General features: G+C 40.3%; 19 protein-coding genes. 10 read left to right on the top strand and 9 right to left on the bottom strand.

Annotated elements, in window-relative coordinates:
* Positions 1–37: 37 nt before the first annotated feature.
* From leuA to J536_RS07030, 3 genes are all read right to left on the bottom strand, one after another.
* Positions 38–1,735: a 2-isopropylmalate synthase gene (leuA, locus tag J536_RS07040; RefSeq protein ID WP_005066113.1), complete on the bottom strand. Its 1,698-nt coding sequence runs from the start codon at positions 1,733–1,735 to the stop codon at positions 38–40.
* A 458-nt stretch (positions 1,736–2,193) separates the two neighbouring features.
* The gene (locus J536_RS07035; RefSeq protein WP_002114934.1) at positions 2,194–2,877 is read right to left on the bottom strand and encodes a Fe2+-dependent dioxygenase; all 684 of its coding nucleotides are present in this window, start codon (positions 2,875–2,877) and stop codon (positions 2,194–2,196) included.
* 105 nt (positions 2,878–2,982) lie between these two features.
* Positions 2,983–5,271 (bottom strand): TonB-dependent receptor, encoded by a 2,289-nt coding sequence (locus tag J536_RS07030; RefSeq protein WP_032062485.1) that lies wholly within the window; start codon positions 5,269–5,271, stop codon positions 2,983–2,985.
* 415 nt (positions 5,272–5,686) lie between these two features.
* Between J536_RS07030 and tig the strand changes: the two genes are divergently transcribed.
* The 4 genes from tig to J536_RS07010 all read left to right on the top strand — a co-directional run bounded on the left by tig (position 5,687) and on the right by J536_RS07010 (position 10,108).
* Positions 5,687–7,021 (top strand): trigger factor, encoded by a 1,335-nt coding sequence (gene tig / locus J536_RS07025; protein WP_005079155.1) that lies wholly within the window; start codon positions 5,687–5,689, stop codon positions 7,019–7,021.
* A 193-nt stretch (positions 7,022–7,214) separates the two neighbouring features.
* Entirely contained in the window at positions 7,215–7,820 is a 606-nt protein-coding gene (gene clpP / locus J536_RS07020) for an ATP-dependent Clp endopeptidase proteolytic subunit ClpP (RefSeq protein ID WP_002114870.1), read from the top strand.
* 105 nt (positions 7,821–7,925) lie between these two features.
* Positions 7,926–9,239: an ATP-dependent Clp protease ATP-binding subunit ClpX gene (clpX, locus tag J536_RS07015; protein ID WP_002114726.1), complete on the top strand. Its 1,314-nt coding sequence runs from the start codon at positions 7,926–7,928 to the stop codon at positions 9,237–9,239.
* A 152-nt stretch (positions 9,240–9,391) separates the two neighbouring features.
* Positions 9,392–10,108, top strand: coding sequence for a DUF2846 domain-containing protein (locus tag J536_RS07010; protein ID WP_032062484.1), 717 nt, complete (start codon positions 9,392–9,394; stop codon positions 10,106–10,108).
* A 24-nt stretch (positions 10,109–10,132) separates the two neighbouring features.
* Here J536_RS07010 and J536_RS07005 read toward each other — a convergent pair whose 3' ends face one another.
* The 5 genes from J536_RS07005 to J536_RS24950 all read right to left on the bottom strand — a co-directional run bounded on the left by J536_RS07005 (position 10,133) and on the right by J536_RS24950 (position 16,077).
* Positions 10,133–10,687, bottom strand: a complete 555-nt coding sequence (locus J536_RS07005) for a DUF2059 domain-containing protein (RefSeq protein ID WP_004794750.1) — start codon at positions 10,685–10,687, stop codon at positions 10,133–10,135.
* A 142-nt stretch (positions 10,688–10,829) separates the two neighbouring features.
* Positions 10,830–12,356 carry a fumarate hydratase gene (locus J536_RS07000; RefSeq protein WP_002115045.1) on the bottom strand — a complete coding sequence of 509 codons (1,527 nt, stop codon included), beginning with the start codon at positions 12,354–12,356 and terminating at the stop codon, positions 10,830–10,832.
* Positions 12,357–12,583: 227 nt separating this feature from the next.
* Complete coding sequence (gene pta / locus J536_RS06995) at positions 12,584–14,728, bottom strand: phosphate acetyltransferase (RefSeq protein WP_017482030.1); 2,145 nt, start codon at positions 14,726–14,728, stop codon at positions 12,584–12,586.
* A gap of 45 nt (positions 14,729–14,773) precedes the next feature.
* Positions 14,774–15,976, bottom strand: a complete 1,203-nt coding sequence (locus J536_RS06990) for an acetate/propionate family kinase (RefSeq protein WP_005066132.1) — start codon at positions 15,974–15,976, stop codon at positions 14,774–14,776.
* Positions 15,958–16,077, bottom strand: a complete 120-nt coding sequence (locus J536_RS24950) for a hypothetical protein (RefSeq protein ID WP_005804223.1) — start codon at positions 16,075–16,077, stop codon at positions 15,958–15,960. Before J536_RS24950 ends, J536_RS06990 begins: the two co-directional genes overlap by 19 nt.
* A gap of 659 nt (positions 16,078–16,736) precedes the next feature.
* Here J536_RS24950 and edd point away from each other — a divergent pair.
* The 5 genes from edd (at position 16,737) to J536_RS06965 (ending at position 23,110) form a co-directional block, all read left to right on the top strand.
* Positions 16,737–18,590 (top strand): phosphogluconate dehydratase, encoded by a 1,854-nt coding sequence (edd, locus tag J536_RS06985; RefSeq protein ID WP_032062482.1) that lies wholly within the window; start codon positions 16,737–16,739, stop codon positions 18,588–18,590.
* Between the two features lie 20 nt (positions 18,591–18,610).
* Positions 18,611–19,240 carry a bifunctional 4-hydroxy-2-oxoglutarate aldolase/2-dehydro-3-deoxy-phosphogluconate aldolase gene (gene eda / locus J536_RS06980; RefSeq protein ID WP_032062480.1) on the top strand — a complete coding sequence of 210 codons (630 nt, stop codon included), beginning with the start codon at positions 18,611–18,613 and terminating at the stop codon, positions 19,238–19,240.
* 185 nt (positions 19,241–19,425) lie between these two features.
* The gene (locus J536_RS06975) at positions 19,426–20,784 is read left to right on the top strand and encodes a gluconate:H+ symporter (protein WP_002115035.1); all 1,359 of its coding nucleotides are present in this window, start codon (positions 19,426–19,428) and stop codon (positions 20,782–20,784) included.
* A 17-nt stretch (positions 20,785–20,801) separates the two neighbouring features.
* Complete coding sequence (locus J536_RS06970) at positions 20,802–21,314, top strand: gluconokinase (protein ID WP_009390752.1); 513 nt, start codon at positions 20,802–20,804, stop codon at positions 21,312–21,314.
* Between the two features lie 167 nt (positions 21,315–21,481).
* Positions 21,482–23,110: an NADP-dependent glyceraldehyde-3-phosphate dehydrogenase gene (locus J536_RS06965; RefSeq protein WP_032062479.1), complete on the top strand. Its 1,629-nt coding sequence runs from the start codon at positions 21,482–21,484 to the stop codon at positions 23,108–23,110.
* 117 nt (positions 23,111–23,227) lie between these two features.
* On the opposite strand, the gene J536_RS06960 is transcribed toward J536_RS06965, so the two are convergent.
* Positions 23,228–24,493 (bottom strand): glutamate-5-semialdehyde dehydrogenase, encoded by a 1,266-nt coding sequence (locus J536_RS06960; RefSeq protein ID WP_005066156.1) that lies wholly within the window; start codon positions 24,491–24,493, stop codon positions 23,228–23,230.
* Between the two features lie 299 nt (positions 24,494–24,792).
* Between J536_RS06960 and J536_RS06955 the strand changes: the two genes are divergently transcribed.
* A complete protein-coding gene (locus tag J536_RS06955) occupies positions 24,793–26,106 on the top strand; it encodes an alpha/beta fold hydrolase (protein ID WP_032062477.1) in 1,314 nt (437 codons plus the stop codon).
* The last annotated feature ends 6 nt before the right edge of the window (positions 26,107–26,112 follow it).

Below are 26,112 nucleotides of genomic sequence, written 5' to 3'. Positions count from 1 at the left end.
ACCAAGCTAGGTATCCTTTCCAAAGTCTTTTTTTTAATTAAACAGCGGCGGCAACAACCTGATCTGTACTTAAAACACCTTGATCTATCAAACGGTTGGTACACGCAATAATTGCTTCAATTGATGAGGTGACTGTATTGTCATGAACACCAGCACCAAATGAGCCTTTACCTGTACCTTTTACTTGAAGTTCAATTAAAGTTAAGGCTTTCGCATTTGCACCTGAACTAATACTACGTTCTTCATAGTTCAATACGTCAATTGGTAATTGAAGAGCATTTAAGAATGCAGAAATTGGCCCGTTACCTTCACCACGAAGTTGTTGTGTTTCACCTTCGACATCAATATCAAGTTCGATAATTTGAGTGCCATTAATGTCAGATAACTTGTAGTGTTTGACTGTGTAATGGTGGTTTTTCACATCAACATACGCGTCTTTAAATAAGGTCCAGATTTCTTTAGCGTTAATTTCTGTACCGTTCTCATCAGCATATTGTTGAACAACCTGACTGAATTCGATTTGCAAACGACGTGGTAATACAACGTTGTAGTTCGATTCTAATAAATAAGCGATACCACCTTTACCAGACTGACTATTTACACGAATTACAGCATCGTAGTCACGGCCCAAATCTTTCGGGTCGATTGGTAAGTAAGGCATATCCCAGATTTCTTCGTTTTTCTGGTACTCGAAGCCTTTTTTAATCGCATCTTGATGTGAACCAGAGAATGCAGTAAATACCAAATCACCTGCATATGGATGACGAGGGTGTACAGGTAAACCAGTACATTCTTCAACCGTTGCAATCACTTCATTAATATTAGAAAAATCTAACTCTGGTGCTACACCTTGGGTATACATGTTCAATGCAATAGCTGCAACGTCAACGTTACCTGTACGTTCACCATTACCGAACACACAGCCTTCAACACGGTCAGCACCAGCCATAATGGCAAGTTCTGATGCAGCAATACCACAGCCGCGGTCATTGTGGCAGTGAACAGAAATAATTACACCATCACGACGTGCCAAATTACGATGCATCCATTCAATTTGGTCTGCATAAACATTTGGTGTAGAAACTTCTACAGTCGCTGGCAAGTTTAAAATAACTTTATGATCTGGACGTGCATCCCAGATTTCTGTGACGGCATCACAGACATCTTTAGCGACTTCTAATTCAGTTGCAGAGAAACATTCTGGGCTGTATTGGAAAATCCAGTCTGTTTGAGGATATTGAGCCGCATACTCTTTAACTTTTTGAGCAGCATTAATTGCTAATTGTTTTGCGCCATCAACATCTACATTCAACACCTTTTGACGGAAGGTTGGAGAGTTCGAGTTATAAATATGTACAATCGCTCGTTTAGCACCTGCCAAAGATTCAAAAGTACGTTCAATTAAATGGTCACGTGCTTGAACCAAAACCTCAATGTATACGTCATCAGGAATATGATTTTCTTCGATTAACATGCGAGTAAAATCGAAGTCAATTTGAGATGCAGAAGGGAAACCGATTTCAATATGCTTAAAACCAATTTTCACAAGCATTTTGAACATTTTGAATTTTTGTTCCATGTTCATTGGTTCAAAAATTGCTTGGTTACCGTCACGTAAATCCGTACTCATCCAGATTGGCGCTTTTGTAATTTCGTTATTTGGCCATTGGCGATCTGGTAAATCCACACGCTGGTACATACGGCGGTATTTTTTGCTAGGGTCAGCCAACATCATGAGAAAACTCCTTGTCTCGTAGCGCGGTTGCTCTGGATATATTTAAAAGGCAACGTCTCTACTTAATATATGGTATCTAATTTAGAAAAATTAAAGGGAATTTCAAAGTGCTGCTTTAAAAAGCAGACAAAATTTTTATACGCGCGCTTGGCGCAGCATCAGGAGTTGCAGATGATGTCTTGCTTGAGTAGGCGGGGCAAACAAGTAATTCGTTTTCATCTCTAGACCATGAAATAATAAGTTTGGTGGTTTGCAGGTAATCTTGTTATTTAGATATATCACATCTAAAGAATGATTACACCTTGTGCAAAATTCTTATCATAATTTTAGTTAAGTTGTTTAGAAAATAATTTTCTAATTTTGCGCTGTTTTGTTTTTTGTGGGAAATAATTTTCATATTTTTGCCTTATTAAGGTAAAAAAGATTATCTGCTCTTAAAAAGGCAAAAATAAATATAGTTACAGTTCTGACCACATACGGATTAAATTATGATAAATATTGGTCAGCTTCATGACTTCTGAATAGTTATCGCCGTGTGATTTACGTAGTTCTCGAATGCTCTCATCAAGATTAAATAAAAGATGACGTTTACTATCGTCACGGACCAAACTTTGTACCCAGAAAAAAGAAGCAAAACGAGTACCTGTGGTAATGCTACTGACTTCGTGCAGGCTAGTAGACGGGTAGAGCACGACATCACCTGCCGGTAATTTAACTTCGTGATAACCATAAGTGTCTTCAATCACTAGGTCACCACCTTCATATTCATCTGGTTCACTTAAAAATAATGTGCAAGATAAATCAGTGCGTAGCTGTTCAGAAGTTCCACGGATAAGGCGAATCGAGTTATCTACATGGAAACCAAAGCTTTCATGTTCATCATAACGATTAAAAAGTGGTGGAATAATTTTGTGGGGTAGGGCTGCGGCCTGAAACACTGGATTTTGCCAAATTGCTTTGATGACAAGATCACTTAAATGATGAGTAAGGGGATCTTGTTCTGAGAGTTGCTGATTTCTTTTCACAGAAGCAGACAAGGTGCCGGCAGTCACTTTCCCACCTACCCAATTGGCATCTTCCATGAGCTTACGAAACTCGGCAACTTGCTCTTTGCTTAAAACATTGGGGATATGATGAATCACGGCAAACACCTTTTAAGATATATTCTATTTGTAAAAATAGCCTCATGATGAGGCTATTTTATAGGAAACTAAATGAAATCCATAAAAATATTATGGGATTTAGGATTAATATTTAAAGTTAATTGCTAACACTGCGTTACGACCTTCACCCTCATTTGCATAATGAGCTGCATGGGCACTAGTAAAGTAACGTTTGTCAGAAATATTATTAACATTTAATTGTAGATCTACATTTTCATCAACTTTGTACTGAACCATTGCATTGTAAATAGTGAATGCAGGTAAGATTTTGGTTGAAGTCAATGCGGTATTTGGATTTGTGTTTGCATACACTTGGTCACGGTATTGTGCACCTGCACCTACGGTTAGTTTTGGTAGAACTTTATAAGTGGTCCATAAGCTTGCACTATTTTTTGCAACGAATGGTAGAGGTTTGCCTTCTTGAGCAACAGCATTGTAGGCAGCTTTTTCAACTTCACTATCAAGATAGCTATAACCTACAGCCATTTCCCATTTATCGGTAATATGACCAGTTAAACCAAGCTCAAAACCATCAACTTTACTTTCACCAGCATTAGTTGTGGTGTTTGCATCAACTGCAATACGCGTATTTTGCTTTTCGGTACGGAAAATTGCGGCTGTAACATTCGCGCGATTTTCCCAAAGGCTCCATTTTGTTCCCACTTCGTAAGTACGAGCTTTTTCTGGATCTAAAGCCTGATTCGATGCAGACAGGCCATCAATATCAGCATCCATACCTACTGGGTTAGCAGCGGTAGCATAGCTTGCATAAATACTGCCATGTTCAGTTGGACGGAATACTACGCCAGCTTGATACGAGAAGAAATCAGAGTCATTGGTATACACAGTTCCAGCAGGCGTAGTAGTGTTACCACTTATGTAGTCCTTATTGAACTTTAACTCTGAATCGAATTTATCCCAACGCGCACCTAAATTGAGCAACCAGTATTTATTGAATTCAGTGCTATCTAAAGCATAAATTGATACTGTTTCATTGGTTGATGTTCTTTGTTTTGGATTCGTTGTTAATGAACCTAACCATGAGGCATTCCCAGATGGATTTGTTAAACTGGTACACCACCCATCATTATTTTTACACGTATTATCAAAGCCAGTTGTCGTTGTTCCCTTATAACCAGGGTAGATGATGTTATATGAGCCACGTTCAGTCTCTTCACGACTATATTCAGCACCTACATTAAAACTATGTGTAAGCTGACCAGTTTGAAGTTTCCCGGCTAAAGATAGTTGATCTGTGAACGCTTCTGTTTCACGAATAGATTGTGTAACACGGCGCCAAACTTGATTTTTATAAATGTTGCTCTTAGAGTCATCTGGGTTAGTGTAGATATAGTCTGCTTTAGAGCGGCTATAGCTTGCTGTGTTACTAAGTGTTAGATCATCATTAAAGTCATGTTCTAACTTCAATGAGCCAATATGGTTTTCGCGTTTGTCGAAATCACGCGCTTTCCAACCATAATATGCTCCTTGCTTAACAGCGACAGGCTTACCATCTCCTTTTTCTGCACCAGCAGGAACATTTGATTTCGGTGTACCATCATTATTAACAAGGTTTGGGTTATTGAATGGAATACCTGAATCAGGTTCATCATTACTTTTTAAGAAGTAATAGCTTAATGTAGCTCGGTTTGCAGAACCTAAGCCGAGCGCTAGGCTCGGTGCAATACCAACACGAGCGTATTCGGCTCCATTACTTTGACCAGGTTTGTCATTTTCATGGCCCATAACAACAACACGGCCAGCAACACCATTGCCAAAGTCTTTGTTGGCATCAAGCTGAATATGACGGTAGTTGTCTGTACCACCCGCAACAGATCCTTGATAAACATTACCTTCATGGGCAATTTTTGGAATAAGGTTAATGCTGCCACCAATCCCGCTTCCCCCAGTTAAAGCAGAGCTTGAGCCCTTGATGACTTCAACTTGTTCAATCGCAAACATGTCACGAGTTTGAGCTGTTGCATTACGAACACCATCAACATAAATAGAAGATTGGCCGTTATAACCACGAATATAAGGAATATCTGTATATGGAACGCCGCCTTCACCAGCACCAAGTGTAATACCTGGTTCATTGCGTAGAGCTTCGAGTAGGGTATTTGAATTCGTTTCTTGAAGTAGCTTTTGGGAAAGAATTGACACCGATTTTGGCGTATCTTTTAGCGGAGCTACAAATTTCGCGTTCGCAGACTGATCTATTTTCAATGATTCTGCTTGATTTGCTTCAGCATGCACATTAATAGTTTTTAATACTTCAACTTGTTCTTGTGCGATAGCAGCGGTTGCTATCACAGAGAGAGAAGAAGCAATTGCAGACGATACAATTTTCTTGCGGGTTTTGATGAAAGACATAATTTCAGGACTTTAAATCATAAAGGTTATGCGAATAATAATAATTCTTATTTATATGTACAGTTTGTGTTAATTGGATTTGTCGATAGAATTGTGAAGGAAATGTGAAAGGTTGGATGGGTTTTAGTATTAAAAAATAGCTAATTATTTGATTGTGTTTAATTGTTTTAAAAAGCGATAAATTTATGAAAAATGATTGTAAATTTAGATTTATAAAGAATAACTAAAAAATTAGTTTTACTTAAGTACTTATGAAAAATATTTAAAGAATCATAAAATTACTGTGAAATTTACTAGAATAATGTCCTTCACTTACATGAAGTGATCGGTTAATTTTGTATATCTTGAAAGTTGTCATATAATACAGCACTTTTTTAAAAACTGTTCCTACTAACTAATTTTTATCGAGGAAGCCATGCAAGTAACGACTGAAGCGGTTTCGGGCGTTGCCCGTCGTTTAAATGTGTCTGTACCGACGAGCCGTATTAACGAGCAATTTGAAGCTCGTTTGAAGCGCACTGCCAAAACTGTGAAGATCAACGGCTTCCGTCCAGGTAAAGTACCTGAAAACGTTGTTCGTCGCGAATACGGTGCAAGCATTTATCAAGAAGTTGTAAATGACATCATTCGTGATAGCGTTTTTGAAGCAATTCAACAAGAAAAAATCAATGCGGTAGGTATGCCGAACATTGAGAAAGTTGAACATAAAGAAGACGCTTTAGTTTTTGAAGCAACTGTAGAAGTTTATCCAGAAATTGAAGTAAAAGCATTTGACGGCTTAGAAGTTGAACGTAAATCAGCTGAAATCAAAGACGCTGACGTTGACGCTATGATCGAAAACTTGCAAAAACAACGTCAAACTTGGGCTGTAACCAAGGGTATGGCGAAAAAAGACATGCAAGTGACTTTTGACTTTGAAGGCACTATCGATGGTGAGAAGTTTGAAGGCGGTTCTGCTGAAGACTTTAAACTTGTGTTAGGTTCAGGTCGTATGATCCCTGGCTTCGAAGATGGCATCATTGGCATGAAAGCTGGTGAAGAGAAAGTAATTGACGTTACTTTCCCTGAAGATTACCAAGCTGAAAACTTGGCTGGTAAAGCAGCTCAGTTCAAAATCACTGTGAAGCAAGTTGAAAAATCTAAACTTCCAGAAATTGATGCTGAATTCTTAAAAATCTTCGGTGTAACTGAAGAAGAAGGCGTTGAGAAGTTAAAAGCTGACGTTCGTAAGAATATGGAACGTGAAGTTCGCAATGGTTTACGTAACCAAGTTAAACAAGCTGCTTTTGATGCTCTTGTTGCTGCGAATGAAGTTGAAGTTCCAACTGCAATGGTTGCTCAAGAAATTGACCGTCAACGTCAACAAATGGTTCAACAGTTCACTCAACAATTTGGTGGTGCAGGCGCGCAATCTTTTGACAAGAGCATGCTTCCTGACGAATTGTTCAAAGAACAAGCAGAGCGTTCTGTTAAGCTTGGCGTATTGGTAAGCAAAGTTTTAGCTGATGCTAAACTTGAAGTTGACCAAGCTCGCGTTGATGCTTACATTGATGACATGGCTTCTTCTTACGAAGATCCAACTGAAGTGATCGAATACTTCAAAAATGATGCTCAACAACGTGCTCAAATCGAAGCAGTTGTATTAGAAGATCAAGTTGTTGATCACATCTTAGCTGGTGCTAAAGTGACTGACAAAGCTGTATCTTATGATGACTTATTGAAAGAACAGCAAGCTCGCCGTATGGGCTAATCTTTTGAGAAGTCAGAAAAAGGCGCCTGAGGCGCCTTTTTTGTTTTTCTTTATGTGGTCAATTAGAGTGCGGCATTAAGTACTTAGGTATAAATAATATAATATTTCAGTGCGAACCTTTTGCAATTTGAGAAATTATCCCGCATATTGTTGCCATAGGTTAAGTCACAAAAAATTTAGGAATAAATAACGTATGTATGTTCCAACAATTGAAAATGCTTTAGTTCCTGTTGTGGTTGAACAATCTTCTCGCGGCGAACGTTCTTTTGATATTTATTCACGACTTTTACGTGAGCGCGTCATTTTTTTGACAGGTGAAGTTGAAGATAACATGGCAAATCTGATTGTTGCCCAAATGTTGTTTTTAGAAGCTGAAAATCCTGATAAAGATATCCACCTTTATATCAACTCTCCAGGTGGATCTGTGACAGCGGGCATGGCCATTTATGACACAATGCAGTTTATTAAGCCTGATGTCGTGACATATTGTATGGGTCAAGCTGCTTCAATGGGTGCATTCTTGTTAAATGCGGGCGCCAAAGGCAAACGCTATTGTTTAGAAAATGCCCGTGTCATGATTCATCAACCATTGGGTGGTTTCCGTGGTCAAGCATCGGATATTGAAATCCATGCGCGTGAAATCCTCTTTATTAAAGAACGTTTGAACCGCTTAATGGCAGAGCACAGTGGTCAAGACTATGAAACCGTTGCTCGTGATACTGACCGCGATAACTTTATGACAGCCCAAGCTGCTAAAGAATATGGTCTGGTTGATCAGGTGTTAAGTAAGCGTCCATAAGGACCTTATTATATAAATAACTTGAGATGTTGAAAAAGGTCTCCATTTAGTTATTTATGCAGTGCATCTTGCCCTAATATTTAAGATTCTATTTGTGGAGTGAATATGTCCGAACATCCTCAAGGACAAAAACATTGTTCATTTTGCGGTAAAACGCAGTCTGAAGTCGGGAAACTGATTGCAGGTGAGGACGCATATATTTGTAATGAATGTGTGGATGTCTGCTTAGACCTTGTACAAACCAGCCAACAGGTTGAAGCAGGTGACTGGGCGAGTAAGGCATTGCCAAAACCACATGAAATACGTGCTGCGCTTGATCAATATGTTATTGGTCAAGATCTTGCCAAAAAGACATTATCTGTTGCGGTTTATAACCATTATAAGCGCTTAAAAGTTGGTCATAATGGCCATGTGTCTAAAGAAGTAGAAATTGCTAAAAGTAATATCTTACTGATTGGACCTACTGGCTCAGGTAAAACTTTACTTGCGCAAACATTAGCTCGCCTTTTAGATGTTCCATTTGCGATGGCAGATGCAACAACATTAACCGAAGCTGGTTATGTGGGTGAGGATGTTGAAAATATTGTGCAAAAGCTTTTGCAAAAAGCAGACTACGATGTAGAGAAGGCTCAGAAGGGCATTATCTATATTGATGAGATTGATAAGATTACTCGTAAATCTGAAAATCCATCAATTACGCGTGATGTGTCTGGTGAAGGTGTACAACAAGCATTATTAAAAATGATTGAAGGTACAGTTGCTTCGATTCCGCCTCAAGGTGGTCGTAAGCATCCACAGCAAGAGTTTATCCAAATTGACACCTCAAATATCTTATTTATTTGTGGTGGTGCATTTTCTGGTTTGGAAAAAATTGTACAACAGCGTCAAGAGAAAGGCGGTATTGGTTTTACAGCTGACGTTAAAAACAAAGATGAAACCAAAAAGCTTGCTGAATTGTTCCGTCAGGTTGAGCCAACTGACTTAGTGAAATTTGGTTTAATTCCTGAATTCATTGGTCGTTTACCAGTGATTGCGACACTTGAAGAGCTAGACGAAGAAGCTTTAATGCAAATTTTGACTGAGCCAAAAAATGCATTAACTCGCCAGTATCAATATCTTTTCACTATGGAAAATGTTGATCTAATCTTTGAAGACTCTGCATTGCGTGCTGTTGCTAAAAAAGCGCTTGAACGTAATACAGGAGCGCGTGGTCTACGTTCTATTATGGAAAACGTACTGCTTGAAACTATGTATGATTTACCAAGTCGTACAGATGTTGGAACAGTCATTATTAATGAAGCAGTTATTAATGGTGAAGCAGAACCTGTTTATCAGGCTGAACGTCAGCCTAAAGAAGCTGCAACGCATGAAAGTGTTGCTAAGGCAGATTTAAAGGTTATTGATTCGAAGTCTGCATAGATTTCATTCATCTAAAAAGCATGAATCGCGTTAGTGATTCATGCTTTTTTTGTTTTCAATTTATATGGGTAGTGTTAATCTTAAAAATACAAAATACGCATAGTTTTGCGGTGTAAAAAATAAATCAAAAACAAAACGCTTTGAGGGATGCCATGCGTTATTTAATCGTATCTTTGTGCTGTGCCGGACTATTTGTGGGCTGTCAAAGTTCATCTCATTTAGAAAAAAATCCGAGTGAATTGATCGCGACTCTACCTAAAGTTGATGTTGAAAAAGAACCTGGTTTATTAGATCAATATCATTTAGGCGGTTTTACTGTAGGAGGGTGGGTCAACCAAAAATTGGGTCAGACTTTTGCTCCAATTAAACCACAAAATGAACAGGCAGCTGTAGTTTATCTATATCGACCAGACACAAAATGGAATCGTCAGGAAATCGCAGCGATTAATCTCTTTGTGAATGGTAAGCGCATTCCGAGTCTATTACATAATCATTATTACTGGATTGAGTTGCCAGCAGGAACATATCGCCTTTCTGCGAGTCGCCCTTTACTTGGTATCCATTTTCAAGAACCAAAATATATTGATATCACTGTTGAGGCGGGAACGTCTTATTATTTGAAATATGATGAAGAAAATAAAATGGACCGAAGTGAACATACTGGTCCATTTATGTTAATGCAAGACAATATTGGACGTAGAGAGATAGCATTTACCGAGTTGAAATCTTCTAGCTATAATTTTGTGGCTGAAGATGCTTCAGGAAAGATCCGTCATAAACCACAAGAATTAAAGCCAGCCAAATATGATGAAAAATCAGATGTACATCTGATTAAACCATTTAAATTATGGAATCCTTTAACTTGGTAATAGCCTAAAAAAGATAAAGAAAAGTTAAGACTTTTCTTTATCTTTCATCAACGGTGCAAGAATTTTAAGCATCTCTTCTTGCATATGATCTCGTGCTTTAGGGTCATTAAATGTTTGCTGTCCCAACTCCATCATATATTCTGAAATTTGCCCCATAATCTGTACGTTTTTGCGCGTAATTGATTGGCCTTCTGGGGTTTTTAAAAATTTCAGATTAGCCTGAATTTCCTCTTCAGTATAAGTCTTAAGATAAATATCCTGTAAGGCTTGGGCGGTTTTTGGATTGCTAATGAGCTGATTGCTCGAATCTTTTAGGAGTAAACCTAACTTCTTCGCGGCCTCTTTTTCTTTTGGACCTAAAGTTTTGATACCCGTGATATTACTAACGATCTGTTCTGCCTGTTGATCATAATAAGGTGTTAATTCATTAATTGATTCTTTAAGCAGGTAATCAATTTGGCTCATTTGCATGAGTTCTTTAACTGAACTTAATTTGGCAGGAGAGGCAAATAAGCTTGTGGTAATACAGCTTAGGCAGAGGCTGATTGAGAGATTTTTAAGAATAGGGCGAATAGTCATGAAATGACCTATATTCAATATTTGGCGAGAGGGTGCTTTCATTAATAGCACAGATTGACGAAGTAATTGTTACAATTCTTTTCAGATTTTAAAATAAAAAAAGAATGCATAAAAAAAGCACCGAATTCGGTGCTTTTCTTGATTAGCCAGCTGCTGCATCGACTACTGGAATTTTTCCAATTTTCGCTTGCCAGATTTTTGGAGCTACTGCGTGAATTGAAGTACCGTTTACATCAACTGCAACAGAAACAGGCATATCTTCAACTACGAATTTGTAGATGGCTTCCATACCTAAGTCTGCAAACGCAACAACTTCAGCTTCGCGAACAGCTTTAGATACGAGGTAAGCCGCACCACCAACTGCCATTAAGTAAGTTGCTTTGTTGTCTTTGATTGCTTCAATTGCTGTAGGACCACGGTCAGCTTTACCGATCATACCGAATAGGCCAGTATGTTCTAATACTTTACGTGTGAATTTATCCATACGTGTTGCAGTTGTAGGGCCAGCAGGACCAACGACTTCATCACCCACTGGATCAACAGGGCCAACGTAGTAAATAAACTTACCTTTAAGATCAACTGGTAATTCTTCACCATTATCGATCATTTCAACCATACGTTTGTGCGCAGCATCACGACCTGTGTACATTGTTCCGCTAAGAAGTAATGTGTCACCCGGTTTCCAAGAGTCCATTTCTTCTTGAGTAATGGTATCAAGGTTTACGCGTTTAGACTGTGAAGAGTCCCAAGTTACAGATGGGTAGTCTTCAAGTTTTGGTGCTTGAATATGAGCTACACCTGTACCATCAAGCTGGAAGTGAGCATGACGAGTAGCAGCACAGTTAGGAATCATACCTACTGGTTTACCAGCAGCATGACATGGGTAATCTTTAATCTTAATATCAAGAACAGTCGTTAAACCACCGAGACCTTGTGCACCAATACCAAGTGCATTTACTTTTTCAAAGATTTCTATACGAAGCTCTTCGATTTTGTTCTCTGGTCCACGGCGAAGTAATTCATCCATATTGATTTCTTCCATGAGTGCTTCTTTAGCAAGCATCATGGCTTTTTCAGCAGTACCACCAATACCAATACCGAGCATACCAGGAGGACACCAGCCTGCACCCATAGTTGGAACGGTTTTAAGTACCCAGTCAACAATCGAGTCAGATGGGTTAAGCATCGCAAGTTTAGATTTGTTTTCTGAACCGCCACCTTTAGCAGCAACAGTAATATCTACTTTGTTACCCGGAACGAGTTTGTAGTGAATTACAGCAGGGGTATTATCTTTTGTATTTTTACGACCAAATGCAGGGTCAGCAAGTACAGATGCACGAAGAACGTTGCTGTTTTCAAGGTAACCTTGGCGAACACCTTCATTTACTGCATCGTCTAAGCTCATCGTTAAATCAAATTTAACATCTAAGCCCACTTCAAGGAAAACGTTAACAATACCAGTATCTTGGCAAATTGGACGATGACCTTCCGCACACATGCGAGAGTTAATTAGAATCTGTGCAATTGCATCCTTTGCGGCTTTGTTTTCTTCGCGATCATAAGCACGGCTCATCGCTTGGATAAAGTCTTGCGGGTGATAGTACGAAATAAACTGTAGGGCGTCCTTGATCGATGTAATCAAGTCATCTTGTTTGATAATCGTTGTCATACCAGAAAATCTCTTGAGCGGGCTGTTAGCTAGCGGGCTAAATTATATGACAAAAAGAGGGTGTTGTGGGAGATTGGTTGATCTTTTGACCGAAAGTCGCATAAGAAGATATTGATGTGATTTAAATGCCAGAAATCGGAAAATTATTTATTTTTGAATGACTAAAATAAAAAAAGCCATTTGAGCGGATATCAAATGGCGAGAGGTAGTAAAGGTGAATTTATTAATTATTTGGCAGTGGCTTGCTGTTCTGCCTGAATTGCCGTTAATGCAATGGTAAAGACGATGTCATCTACCAAGGCTCCACGAGATAAGTCATTGACTGGTTTGTTGAGGCCTTGCAGCATTGGTCCAACGCTCACAACATTTGCAGCACGCTGTACTGCTTTGTAAGTGGTATTACCCGTATTTAAATCTGGGAAGATAAATACATTCGCACGGCCAGCAACGCGTGAGTCAGGTGCCTTTTGACGCCCCACACTTTCAACTGAAGCTGCATCGTATTGAAGTGGACCATCAATCAGTAAGTCAGGACGACGTTGTTGAGCAATTTGAGTTGCTTGCTGTACTTTTTCAACATCAGCACCTGTTCCGGAAGTACCGGTTGAGTAGCTGATCATGGCAATACGCGGGTCAATTCCAAAGGCTTTCGCTGAGTCAGCCGACTGAATTGCAATTTCAGCAAGTTGTTCTGCTGTCGGGTCTGGATTAATCGCACAGTCACCATATACATAAACTTCATCTGGTAAAAGCATAAAGAATATAGATGAAACTAGTGAATATTCAGGTGCTGTCTTGATGAGTTGGAATGCTGGGCGGACCGTATTTGCTGTGGTGTGTACCGCACCTGAAACTAAACCGTCGACTTGATCTAAGGCTAACATCATGGTGCCAAGCACTACGGTATCTTGAAGTTGTTCTTTCGCTTGCAGCTCGTTGAGTTTACCTTTACGTAGCTCAACCATTGGTACAACGTATTGATCACGAATACTATCAGGGTCGACAATTGCCAATTCAGCAGGTAATTCAATACCGCGTGCTTTTGCAACATCGTGCACAGCATCTGGTTTAGCCAGCAAAATACAGTCGGCAATGCCACGTGCCTGACAAATTGCCGCAGCTTGAATGGTGCGTGGTTCATCACCTTCAGGTAGCACAATCCGTTTTTTCGCTGCAATCGATTTTTGCACCAGTTCATGACGGAAAGCTGATGGCGACAGGCGAGGGGTAGCAGCATTGTTGCTGTGCTGTTTAAGCCATTCAACATCAATATGACTTGAAACAAATCGAGTCACTTGCTCTGCACGTTCAGTATCGTCAGTTGGAATCTCATTGCCAAAATTAGATAAACGCTGTGCAGTTTCAAGTGTGTTTAAACGGGTATGTAAAATCGGTAACCCTTGTTTAATTGCACTTTGGCAAAACTCTAAAAGTTCTGGTGCTGGTGCTTCTCGTTCAGTCAGTACCAAACCTGCAAGAGGAATACCATTGCTGGTTGCCAAACTACTTGCAAGTAAAACATCGGTACGCTCAGATGCGCTAATAATTAACTCGCCTGCAATAAACTTATTCAGTTCATATTCAATGCTTGAAGCAATTAAACTCGAATGCAAAATTCGACGTGTTTTAGCTTCACCTTGATGTACCCATTGCCCATCAATGACATTTGCAATATCGAGAGTTCTCGGTACGCTTAGCGTGTTACTAAAAGGAACAAGTCCAATAATTGGTAAGTCACTAGAGCCGAAATAACGATTATATTTTTGCAGTTCGGTCGTAAATTTTGCGATTTCTTCAGTCGGTCGTAACGATGGATCAAACGCAACAGGAATTTGTGCTGTTTCTTCAGTTAATCCACGGGTACGCATAAACAGTACACCAGCAGTACGATTTGATGTTGCTCCACCAAACTGACGTAAATGAGCATCTACTTTTTCTGCTGCTTTTTTCGGGTTTTGAATATCTGCTGTGCTGACCAGCACGACTTCTGCATCAAGTGCTTGAGCAAGACTTGCGTTGAGTTCACTGGCAAAGTGGTCTTGTCCGTTAGGTAATAAGCCTTCCACAATAATGACATCATGGTCTGCTGCAACACTACGATGAAGGCTAACAGCTTCTTCAAGTAATTCATCTACTTCCCCAGCGGCAATAAGCTGAGTTAATTTTTCATGCGAAATAGATTGAACAGTTTTACTTTGAAATAAATGACCAAATAATGAAGTGGTTCGGTCAAGATGTTCTTGGTCTTCTTGAGAAAATGGTTTTAAAAAGCCTGCTTTAATCCCGTTACAATCAAGTGCGTAAATCATGCCTAAGCAGGCAGAGGTTAAACCAACCCCTTCGCCTGTAGGAATCAATAAAATTGTATTCATATAAACCTATAAATAAACGAATATCGAGTTTTCGCTAAGCTCTAATTAGGCAAGGCTTGCTACAGATGCTGTATTTTCTGCTGCTTCAACAACTTGACGAGTTTCTTTGGCAATACGGCCTTCCTCGTCTGTAGGAATGACCCAAATTTGAGGTCCTGTTCCATTGTCGATTCGTCCTTCAGTGCCACGTTTTAGGTTGTTGTTTTGATCTTTATCAAGCTGCAAACCAAAATGAGGTAAATAAGCTAAGGTTTTTTCACGAATATAAGCTGAGTTTTCGCCAATACCGCCTGTGAAGATTAGACCGTCCAAAGTCGGTAAGCCACAGCTTAATGCAGCCAGTGATTTTGCAAGGCGATAGCTAAACACTTCAATTGCAAGACTAGCATCTTCATTACCATTTTCAGCAGCTTCAATCACTGTACGCATGTCGTTAGACAGTTGAGATAAACCTAGTAAGCCACTTTCATTATTTAAAACTTTATCAATTTTTGCTAAATCCCAACCGAGGTTTTTCGCAAGGAAGCTATGTAAGCTTGGATCAACGTCACCACTACGCGTTCCCATCACTACGCCTTCAAGTGGAGTAAGGCCCATAGACGTGTCAACACTTTGTCCATTCCACACTGCGCAAGTTGAACTGCCGTTTCCTAGATGCGCTGTTAACCATCCACCTTTTTTCAGGTTACCTGCCAGCTCACTCGCTTTGTCAGACACATAGGCGTGACTTGTACCATGGAAGCCATAACGGCGGACATTGTGGTCAGTATATAAAAACTTAGGAATTGCATAACGATATGCATGCGGTGGCATGGTTTGATGGAATGCAGTGTCGAATACGGCAACTTGAGGTAATTCAGGAAATAGACGTACGGTTGCGTCAATACCAATTAAATGTGCTGGGTTATGAAGTGGGGCTAAAGGTGTCGCAGCACGAATACGTTCAATAATTTCAGGAGTGAGTAATTCTGCTTTGGTTAAACTACCCCCGTGTACAACACGATGTCCGATTGCTTGCGGTTTGTAGTTGGCAAGACGTGCAAGTAAAGTTTCTAAAGCTTTGGCATGATCAGCATAAGGGATTGAAAGTTCAAGTGGTTCACCACCTACTGTAATTCCCTTAATACGAGCATCAGCTGCCCCCAAGTTTTCTGCTAAACCGTAAATACGATCTTCACGACGCTCTGAAACCAGTGCGTATTTAATTGATGAAGAGCCGCAATTGATAACTAATACTGATGTAGCCACGTTGAAATACCCAAGTCCTGATTTAAAATAGTTTTCCTAACTTCCTGTTCAACATGTATTATTTTTCGATACAGATTGAACGGGTTGTCATGTTTTAACATGTGTTGTTTTTCTGTCCAAGATAGACTTTAGCCCATTAGACTTAAGCACTATCGACCATCAAATTATTTGTAACTAACATTTGTCCAGTATAAAGCTTAACCACTGTATTCCTTGTTTTTTTATACGTGTAGAAACGAGTTTTTTGTATATATTTATGAAAGGTAAATTTCTATTTAATGTATTTTTCAAATATTTGGTATAAATTTTTTAAGAAAAAAGAAGTGGTGTTATTTTAATCAAACTAGAGGGGAGTATTACAAATAATATACGTAAATAAAATTAAATTTTAATCGTTTATATATAGGTTAAAATATATAAATCATAAACATTTTTAATATAAAACTTAGTATAAAAAAGCCAGTATTAATACATTTATAAGAATATTTTACTGCTTTGATATTATGAGAATTTTCTCATAGTTGTTAGAGATTAATATACCAGTAAATATAGTCAAAAATAAAACCAGCCTCTTGTTTAAAACTTAAACATAATTTGTATTTAATAGCCATGCTCAGGTATTACCGTAAAATTGACTAGGGCTTGCATGTCGCTTTTTGCCTTAATAATATTGTTCCTTCCCCTTATCAAATGATGATGAAATATATCATTTGGTCTATTTTTATGTTCCGGCTTATCCGGTTGTACAGGAGCGTCCAGCATGGACTTGCCGAATCCAGTATTGGCAAAAGTGACCGAGCGTGTAATCGCACGTAGTCAAAAAACTCGTTCTGCATATTTACAACGTATTGAACATGCACAAGGCAAATTTCCTGCTCGTGGAGCACTTTCATGTGCCAATCTGGCTCATGGTTTTGCCAGTATGGACGATAATGAAAAATTAATTATTAAAGTAGGCCGTGAACCAAATATTGGCATCGTATCTTCATATAACGAAATGCTTTCGGCCCATGCACCTTATAAAACATTTCCAGATTTAATTAAAACAGCCGCTCGTGAGAATGGCGGCGTGGCACAGTTTGCAGGTGGTGTTCCTGCGATGTGTGACGGTATTACCCAAGGTAATGCTGGCATGGAACTGTCATTGTTCTCTCGTGAAACCATTGCGATGAGTACAGCGATTGCATTGTCACATAACATGTTTGACGCAGCACTGTGTCTAGGTGTTTGCGACAAGATTGTGCCGGGCCTACTGATTGGTGCTTTGCAGTTTGGTTATTTGCCTACTATTTTTGTGCCAGCCGGCCCAATGACCAGTGGGTTATCTAACGATGAGAAAGCTAAAATTCGTCAGCAATTTGCGACGGGTCAGGTTGGCCGAGATGCTTTGCTAGAAGCTGAGTCAGCTGCTTATCACGGACAAGGGACTTGTACTTTTTACGGTACAGCCAATAGTAACCAGATGCTGATGGAAGTCATGGGCTTGCATTTGCCAAGTGCCGCATTTGTTCATCCTCATACACCATTACGTGATGCACTCACTGCAGAAGCTGCGATTCGTGTACTTGATTTGACAGTTGAGCGCGGAAACTATACGCCGATTGGTCATGTGATTGATGAAAAAGCCATTATCAATGGCATCGTGGCGTTACTCGCTACCGGTGGTTCAACCAACCATACTTTGCATTTGATTGCGATTGCTCGCGCTGCTGGCATCTTGATTGACTGGGATGACTTTGATGAGTTATCGGCTGTTGTTCCATTACTCGCAAAAATCTATCCAAATGGTAAGGCTGATGTAAACCATTTCCAAGCTGCGGGTGGGGTCGCTTTCCTCATTCGTAACTTACTTGAAGCTGGTCTGTTGCATAACGATGTAACGACAGTAGCTGGTAAAGGTTTGCAACATTACACCAAAGAACCAAAACTGATTGACGGTAAGCTCACTTGGGTTGACGGTGTGGTTCAAAGCCTTGATGACAAAGTTCTACGTAGCATTGATGCGCCGTTTCAACCAGATGGTGGCTTGCGTTTAATGCAAGGTCGCCTTGGCCGTGGTGTGATCAAGATTTCTGCTGTTGCGCAAGAACACCGTAAAGTTAAAGCTCCAGCAATTGTGTTTGATTCTCAAGAAGCAGTGCAAGCTGCATTTGATCGTGGTGAATTACACCGAGACTTTATTGCGGTTGTTCGTTTCCAAGGTGCGCGTGCGAATGGTATGCCTGAATTGCATCGTTTAACTCCTGTGTTGGGTGTTTTACAAGATCAAGGTTTCCACGTTGCTTTAGTCACTGATGGGCGTATGTCTGGTGCTTCAGGTAAAGTTCCTGCGGTGATTCATTTATCTCCAGAGGCCTTACTAAATGGGCCGATTGCTAAAGTGCAAACAGGCGATATGTTAATCATTGATGCTGAGGCTGGCGTACTCGATGTTGAAATAGATGACGATGTATGGCAGTCACGCCCTGTTGCACAGCCAGAACATCAGGCAGAAAACGAAGTTGGCTTTGGCCGTGAATTATTTGGTGTTTTCCGTGCTGCTGCTGCGCCAGCTGAACATGGAGCATCTGTGTTTGGTGCATTGGTTGGTGAAAATTCACCAGAGCAGATTTGAATCAAAGGAACTGAAAAATAATGATTAAAATTGAAGATATCGTCAAATTAGGCCCAGTTATCCCTGTATTGGCATTTGATTCTGCTGAGCAAGGTGAGGATGTATCACGTGCTTTACATGCAGGTGGCGTGAAAGTTCTCGAGATTACGTTACGTACCACTGCAGGTCTTGCTGCTATTGAGCGTGCTAGCCAGTTGGCCGATGACATTGTGGTGGGTGTAGGTACGATTACCAAACCAGAACACTGTGCTCAAGCCAAAAAAGCAGGTGCTCAATTTGGGGTATCTCCTGGTTTGACTAAAGATCTGCATTTGGCTGCGCAAGATGCTGGCTTACCTCTATTGCCGGGTGTGATGACACCAAGTGACCTAATTCAAGCGATTGAATTGGGTTATGACATTGTGAAGTTCTTTCCAGCTCAACAGGCAGGTGGTGTTGAGATGCTAAAAGCATTTTATGGTCCATTTCCAAACTTGCGCTTTTGTCCGACTGGTGGAATTACGGCAGAGTCAGCGCCAGATTTCTTAAAACAACCTAACGTGGTTTGTGTAGGTGGTTCATGGTTAACACCTAAAGCTACAGTAGCTGCCCAAGACTGGTCTGAAATTACTCGCTTGGCACAAATTGCGAGTCAGTTGAGAGCTTTGTAAATGTAGACAATATTTATAAAAAATGAAGTGCATTTTATGTGCTTTAAAGGCTGTATTGATGTGACCAGTTTTTGCTGGTCACACCTAAATATAAAAATTTAATGTCTTAACAGTAGGAATTACTGTGGTTGAAGACCCTTGTTTAGGCAGTGTGCCTAAATAATTATTCCAAGGAGAAGTGTCCCATGGAGACGGTTCAGGGTGGCATGTTACTGATCTACACTGTAATCGCGATTATTGCTTTAGTGGTCATGATCGCGAAGTTTAGAATTTATCCATTTTTAGTTCTCATTATTGTTTCACTCGGTTTAGCCTTGGCTGTTGGCATGCCAATGGGTGATATTGTTAAGTCTTATGAAGCCGGTACAGGTAAAACCTTAGGTCACCTCGCGATTGTAATCGCACTAGGAACAATGCTCGGTAAAATGATGGCCGAGTCTGGTGGCGCAGAGCGAATAGCAATTACCCTAATTAAATGGTTTGGTGAGAAAAATATTCACTGGGCCATGATGTTTATTGCCCTTATTGTTGGCCTTCCCGTATTTTTCGAAGTAGGTTTCGTTCTACTCATTCCAATTGCATTCAACATTGCCAAGCGAACAGGTAAATCCTTACTGGTTGTTGGCTTGCCAATGGTTGCCGGTTTGTCGGTTGTGCATGGCTTAATTCCACCACATCCAGCAGCACTGTTGGCAGTACAGGCTTATCATGCTGATATTGGTAAAACAATTGCTTATAGTCTGATCGTTGGTGTGCCAACGGCTATTGTTGCTGGACCACTGTATGCACTGTGGATCAACAAATACGTCAAATTGCCTGAGAATAACCCGTTAGCGAAGCAGTTTATTGAAGCAGATACGAATAGAACTCGTGAGCTACCAAGTTTTGGGATTACCTTATTCACAATCATGCTGCCTGTCGTATTAATGTTGGTTGGAAGCTGGGCTGATCTGTTCTTTGCACCACAGACTTTCGCAAATGATTTACTGCGTTTCATTGGTACTTCTGATATCGCATTACTCATTGCCGTGCTGGTCAGCTTTATTACCTTTGGTACGATGCAGGGCTTTAACCGTGAACAAATTGAAAAATTCTGTGGTGGGTGTTTAGCTTCTATTGCTGGGATTATGTTGATTGTAGGTGCTGGTGGTGGTTTTGGCGGCATTTTGCGTGACACCGGTATTTCTAATGAGATTGTTTCTACAGCGTTGAAGGCAAACCTGTCGCCGTTATTGTTGGGCTGGTTTGTTGCAGCATTAATTCGTTTGGCAACAGGATCGGCAACGGTGGCTATGGCTACAGCGTGTAGCATTGTTGCTCCAATTGCAGCTACGGCGGGTGTTGCTGTTAGACCAGAACTTTTAGTACTTGCCACAGGTTCGGGTTCATTAGTTTTCTCACATGTAAATGACGCAGGATTCTGGTTAATCAAAGAATATTTCGGTATGACAGTAGGGCAGACACTCAAGACTTGGTCTGTATTAGAAACGATCATTTCAGTGTTGGGTTTATCTTTCACGCTACTGCTTAGCACTATTTTATAATTAAAGGTGGGTAATCCATGATTGTGATTGCAATGGGTGTCTGTGGAACAGGTAAAACCCTAATTGGTGAGTTGTTATCAGAGCGTTTGGCTTGTGAGTTCCTTGATGGCGATACGCTTCATTCAGCTGCAAATAAAAGTAAGATGAGTCAAGGCATTCCCTTAACTGATGAAGACCGCTTGCCATGGTTACAAGCAATTCGTCAGGTCATTGAAACCAAACAAAGAGACGGTGAAACAGCTGTATTTACATGCTCCTCTTTAAAACGCATGTATCGCGATATTTTAAGAGGGCAGGACCAAAATGTTAAGTTTGTCTACTTAAAAGGTTCTTATGAGTTATTACAGCAACGACTTGCAGAAAGATCAGGTCATTTTTTTGACCCAGCGTTGCTACAAACACAGCTAGACACATTAGAGGAACCTGATGTGAATGAAGCAATTGCTATTGATATTGCTCTCACACCAGAACAGATCATTGAACAAGTCATCCAGAAGCTAGGGGTGACTGATAGTGTGTGTCGGGGGTAAATTCATCTAGAAAGATTACCAACGCTTTAAGATATTCACCTTGTGGTTTACGGTTCAAGCAAGGTGAGTACGGATAATAATAGTGATATTGACCTGAATAAAACCTGATTACAGTGGCGAGTTCGGGAATATATAAAAGACATACGAATAATAAGGTATTAAGAAGAATGAATCAGTTAAATAATCTACAGCTTAAATTCCCAGTAGTGGACAGTATTCCTGAAAGTGTGCGTCTGCCCTCCCAAATTCATCAGCGTGTCTCACTCGTGGATGGTGAGTTGAAGCTATGGGCTGGTGCAACCAAGAAAACATTATCTCCAATCTGGATTCAGCAGCCTGACGGTAGCCTAGAGCAAGTTGAACTTGGTAGTTATCCGGTCATGGGCGAAAAAGAAAGCGATGAAGCACTAGAGGCAGCGGTAAGGGCTTACAACAATGGTCGTGGCGAATGGCCTATGATGAAGGTTGGTGAGCGCATTGCCTGTATGCAAAAATTTATTCAGCGCATGGTGGAACAGCGAGATCTAATTATTAAGCTGATCATGTGGGAAATTGGCAAAAGCTTGGCGGATTCAGAGAAAGAATTTGACCGTACGATTACCTACATGCGTCAAACGATTGATGCCCTGAAAGATTTGGATAATGCCAACTCCCGCTTTGTAATTGCTGAAGGTACGATTGGACAAATCCGTCGTACTCCATTAGGTGTCGTGTTGTGTATGGGACCATACAACTACCCACTGAACGAAACCTTTGCGACTCTGATCCCAGCCATGCTGATGGGTAATACCATCATTTTTAAACCACCTCAATTTGGGACATTGTTGTTTGAACCGTTACTAGAAGCGTTCCGTGATTCATTTCCAAAAGGTGTGATCAATACCATTTATGCACCAGGTTCTCTAGTGGTACCCCATCTACTGGCATCTGGGCAAATTAATGTACTGGCACTGATTGGTTCTAGTAAAGTAGCTGATCATTTGAAGAAGCAACATCCTAAATCTCACCGTCTGCGTGCGATTTTGGGGCTAGATGCGAAGAATGCCGCTATTATTCTGCCAGATGCCGACTTGGATCTAACAGTGAAAGAGTGTCTGCTGGGTGCATTGTCGTTTAATGGTCAGCGTTGTACCGCACTCAAAATGTTGATGGTACATCGTTCAATAGCAGATGAATTTGTTAACCGCTTAACGGCTGAGCTGGCCAAACTTAAAGTGGGTATGCCTTGGGAAAAAGGTGTGTTTATTACTCCGTTACCAGGTATGCACCGTACGACCTACATGACTGAAGTCATTGAAGATGCTGTAGCTAAAGGGGCAAAAGTAGTTAATCCGGAAGGCGGTGAATTCTGCAAAACGATGTTCTATCCAGCTGTAGTTTATCCAGTGAGTGAGGGAATGAGGCTGTATCGCGAAGAACAGTTTGGTCCAGTGATACCAGTCTCTGTTTACGATGACATTGAAACTGTGCTGGACTATGTCACTACTTCTGATCATGGTCAGCAGGTGAGTATTTTTGGTAGCGACCCTGAGCAAATTGGTCACTTGGTTGATCCGCTGGTTCATCAGGTTTGTCGTGTGAACATCAACTGTCAATGTCAGCGTGGCCCTGATGTGTTCCCGTTCGGTGGTCGTAAAGATTCTGCGGAAGGTACACTGTCTGTGCATGATGCTCTGCGAGCGTTCTCTATCCGTTCCATGATTGCTGCTAAGCAGACAGATGACAGTAAGGGCATGTTGGCCTCTATGGTATCTGAGCACTATTCTAAATTTGTGAATACGGACTTTATTTTCTAATAAATATAAAAATAAAAAGCCAGCCTTCGGGCTGGCTTTTTTATAGTGACTTATAACTTGAATAATAAAAAACGCCTGAAATTGATCAGGCGTTTTTATTTGAACTCATAGATTTAATTATTGGCGAATTTGTCCGTCACCTAACACAATCCATTTTTGTGAAGTTAAGCCTTCTAAACCAACTGGGCCGCGGGCATGGATTTTATCGGTGGAGATACCAATTTCAGCGCCTAAACCATATTCGAAACCATCCGCAAAACGAGTTGATGCATTAATCACAACTGAGCTTGAATCTACACGAGCCAAGAACTGACGAGCTAAAGTGTAGTTTTCAGTCACAATTGCATCAGTGTGATGTGAACCATATTTGTTGATATGGTCAATTGCTTCATCAATCCCGCTCACCACTTTAACTGCAAGAATTGGCCCTAAATATTCGGTGTACCAATCTTCTTCTGTTGCAGGTTTTACAGAGGCACCCAAAATACGGCGTGTTTCTGGACAGCCACGTAACTCAACTTGTTTTTCAGCATACAGTTCAGCAATGTGCGGTAAGAAAACGTCTGCAATTTTCTCATCAACCAACAGCGTTTCCATCGCATTACAAACACCGTAACGATGTGTTTTTGCATTTAAAGTAATTGGTAATGCTTTTTGCAAATCTGCTTGTGCTTCAACAAATACATGACAGTTACCATCAAGATGTTTAATCACCGGAATACGCGCTTCGTTGGTTACGCGCTCAATCAAGCTTTTACCGCCACGTGGAACAATGACATCTACATATTCAGCCATGGTGATGAGATGACCAACAGCTGCACGGTCAGAAGTTTCAATGACTTGTACTGAATGCTCAGGTAAACCGGCAACTTTTAAACCATGCTTAATTGCTTCTGCGATTGCTTTATTTGACTCGAGTGCTTCTGAACCACCACGTAAAATAATGGCATTACCTGATTTAATCGCTAAAGATGCAGCTTCAAGTGTTACGTTTGGACGTGATTCATAAATCATACCAACAACACCTAAAGGTACACGCATTTTTCCAATTTGAATGCCTGTGGGGCGATATGCAAGATCAGTAATTTCTCCAATTGGATCGACAAGCGCGATCACATCTTTTAAACCTTGCAACATCCCTTTAAAGCGTGCGGGCGTAAGCTCAAGACGATCAAGTAAGGCACTGTCGAGCTGATTGCTACGACCTTTATCCATGTCGATTTGATTCGCCGCCAAGATTGCTGCCTGATTATTTTCCAAAGCAGTATAAATAGCAGAGAGTGCATGATTTTTTAGTGAGGTAGAAGCACTTGTTAAGACGCGTGAGGCCTCGCGTGCTTGTTGCCCAACTTTTTGCATATATTGTTCAATTGAATCTTGCATAGCATTTTTTAATCATTTACCAATGAGTAAGATAGTAGCAGTCAAATGCGGAACAATGAATGGCTTTTTTTCAAAAATGTGACCGCCATAAAAAAACATTTAAATATTTTGCAAACTATTAGCGACTTAAACAAGATGAGCGGTCATTTCAGCGATTGCGTATATTTCAGACAATTGTTTAGAATGTTATTGTGCAATACAAACTAATACAAAATTTAAAGTTTTGTGCATAAAAGATTACGTGTTCAAGAAGGAACTCTTGCAGCATAAAAAAATTACAGCAAGGAGGAAGCAAGGATATGAATTCCATTATTCAAATGGATTCGGAGATCAACCAAGCTTATGCCGGTTTTGGCTTTTTCGATATCTACCATAGAGATAGTTTTAAACAACCTGCTCGTACAACATGGATTGACGGTTGGAAAATTGAATATATGGCAATTGCCGATCCTAAAACGATTCACAAAACGCCGATTGTGATTGTTGGTGGTGCTTTCCAGAATTTTAATTCTTATAAATATTGTGTTGAACAATTGTTTGAAAGTGGTCCGGTTATTTTAATTGACTTACCTTCAATGGGTGCAAATCAGCAAATTACCAATCGCGACACAGGAGTGTCTGCTGGTACTTTAGAACTTCCTGATTTATCTGAAATGTTAGGACGTTGGTTAGATATCGTTGGAATACAAAAAGTTTCTGTAATGGGAATGTCTTTAGGTTCCGTGATTGCCTCTTGTTTTGCTCATCACCGTCCTGACCTGATGGATCGTATGATCTTGATGGGAGTTATGCAGAAGACTCGTAAAAGTTGGCGAATGATTTTGGAAGAGTCACTCAAACTCATGCAAGAAAACCGCATGGAAGAGTTTGGGCAAGCTGTGATTTTGTATTTAGTTAATCATGCAAAATTAGATAAAACTCGTATGTCACCAACCGCTAAAAAGTTATTTTTTAGACAAATGGCCGAGTTTACGGGGACTGAGCGAGAACGTTATGAAATTAACTGTAATCGTCTTTTGCGTTTAACAGATGTACCTATTCCAGAGTGCAAAACGTTGGTTGCAGCAGGGCAGTACGACAGTTTTACTCTGCCTCATGAAAATGCCAATTTTGCTTTGCAATGTCCAGATATGGAATTTGCGCTTATTGCAAACGCTGATCATGTGCCTCAATTACAGCGCCGTAAAGAAACCATGAGTTTGTTCACTTCATTTTTGAAGGGTGAATCTATCCAAAATCTAGATGGTATTATTCCAATGACGCGTGACCAGATGCAAAAGATGGAGCGCCGTGGTGAAGAGCGAGTTCCAGTTTTGCAACCGAACACTCAACTGAGCCATCGTGAATGTAAAACAGAAGTGCCAGTGACGATTGTTGACGTGACTTTCTTTGGGATATATTTAAAAATGGATGATATTTCGCAGCTTGATTTTGTGAATGATCATCCACGTGATTTGGCACTGCATTTAGAAGATGAAGAAGGTCCTTTCTCGATTGAGTGTTTAATCTTTGAAGCTACTGAACAAGGAATACGTGCTTTATTTAAACATGGCAGTTTTGAGCTTGCTGACCGTTTAAGTCGTTTTATCGCTCGCCAAAAGCTAGCCGTATAAAATTTA

The organism is Acinetobacter sp. 809848 (assembly GCF_000581275.1).
Classification (GTDB): Bacteria; Pseudomonadota; Gammaproteobacteria; order Pseudomonadales; family Moraxellaceae; genus Acinetobacter; species Acinetobacter pittii.
Note: the sequence above shows the minus strand (reverse complement) of the source record. Positions and strands in the feature narration are given on the sequence as shown.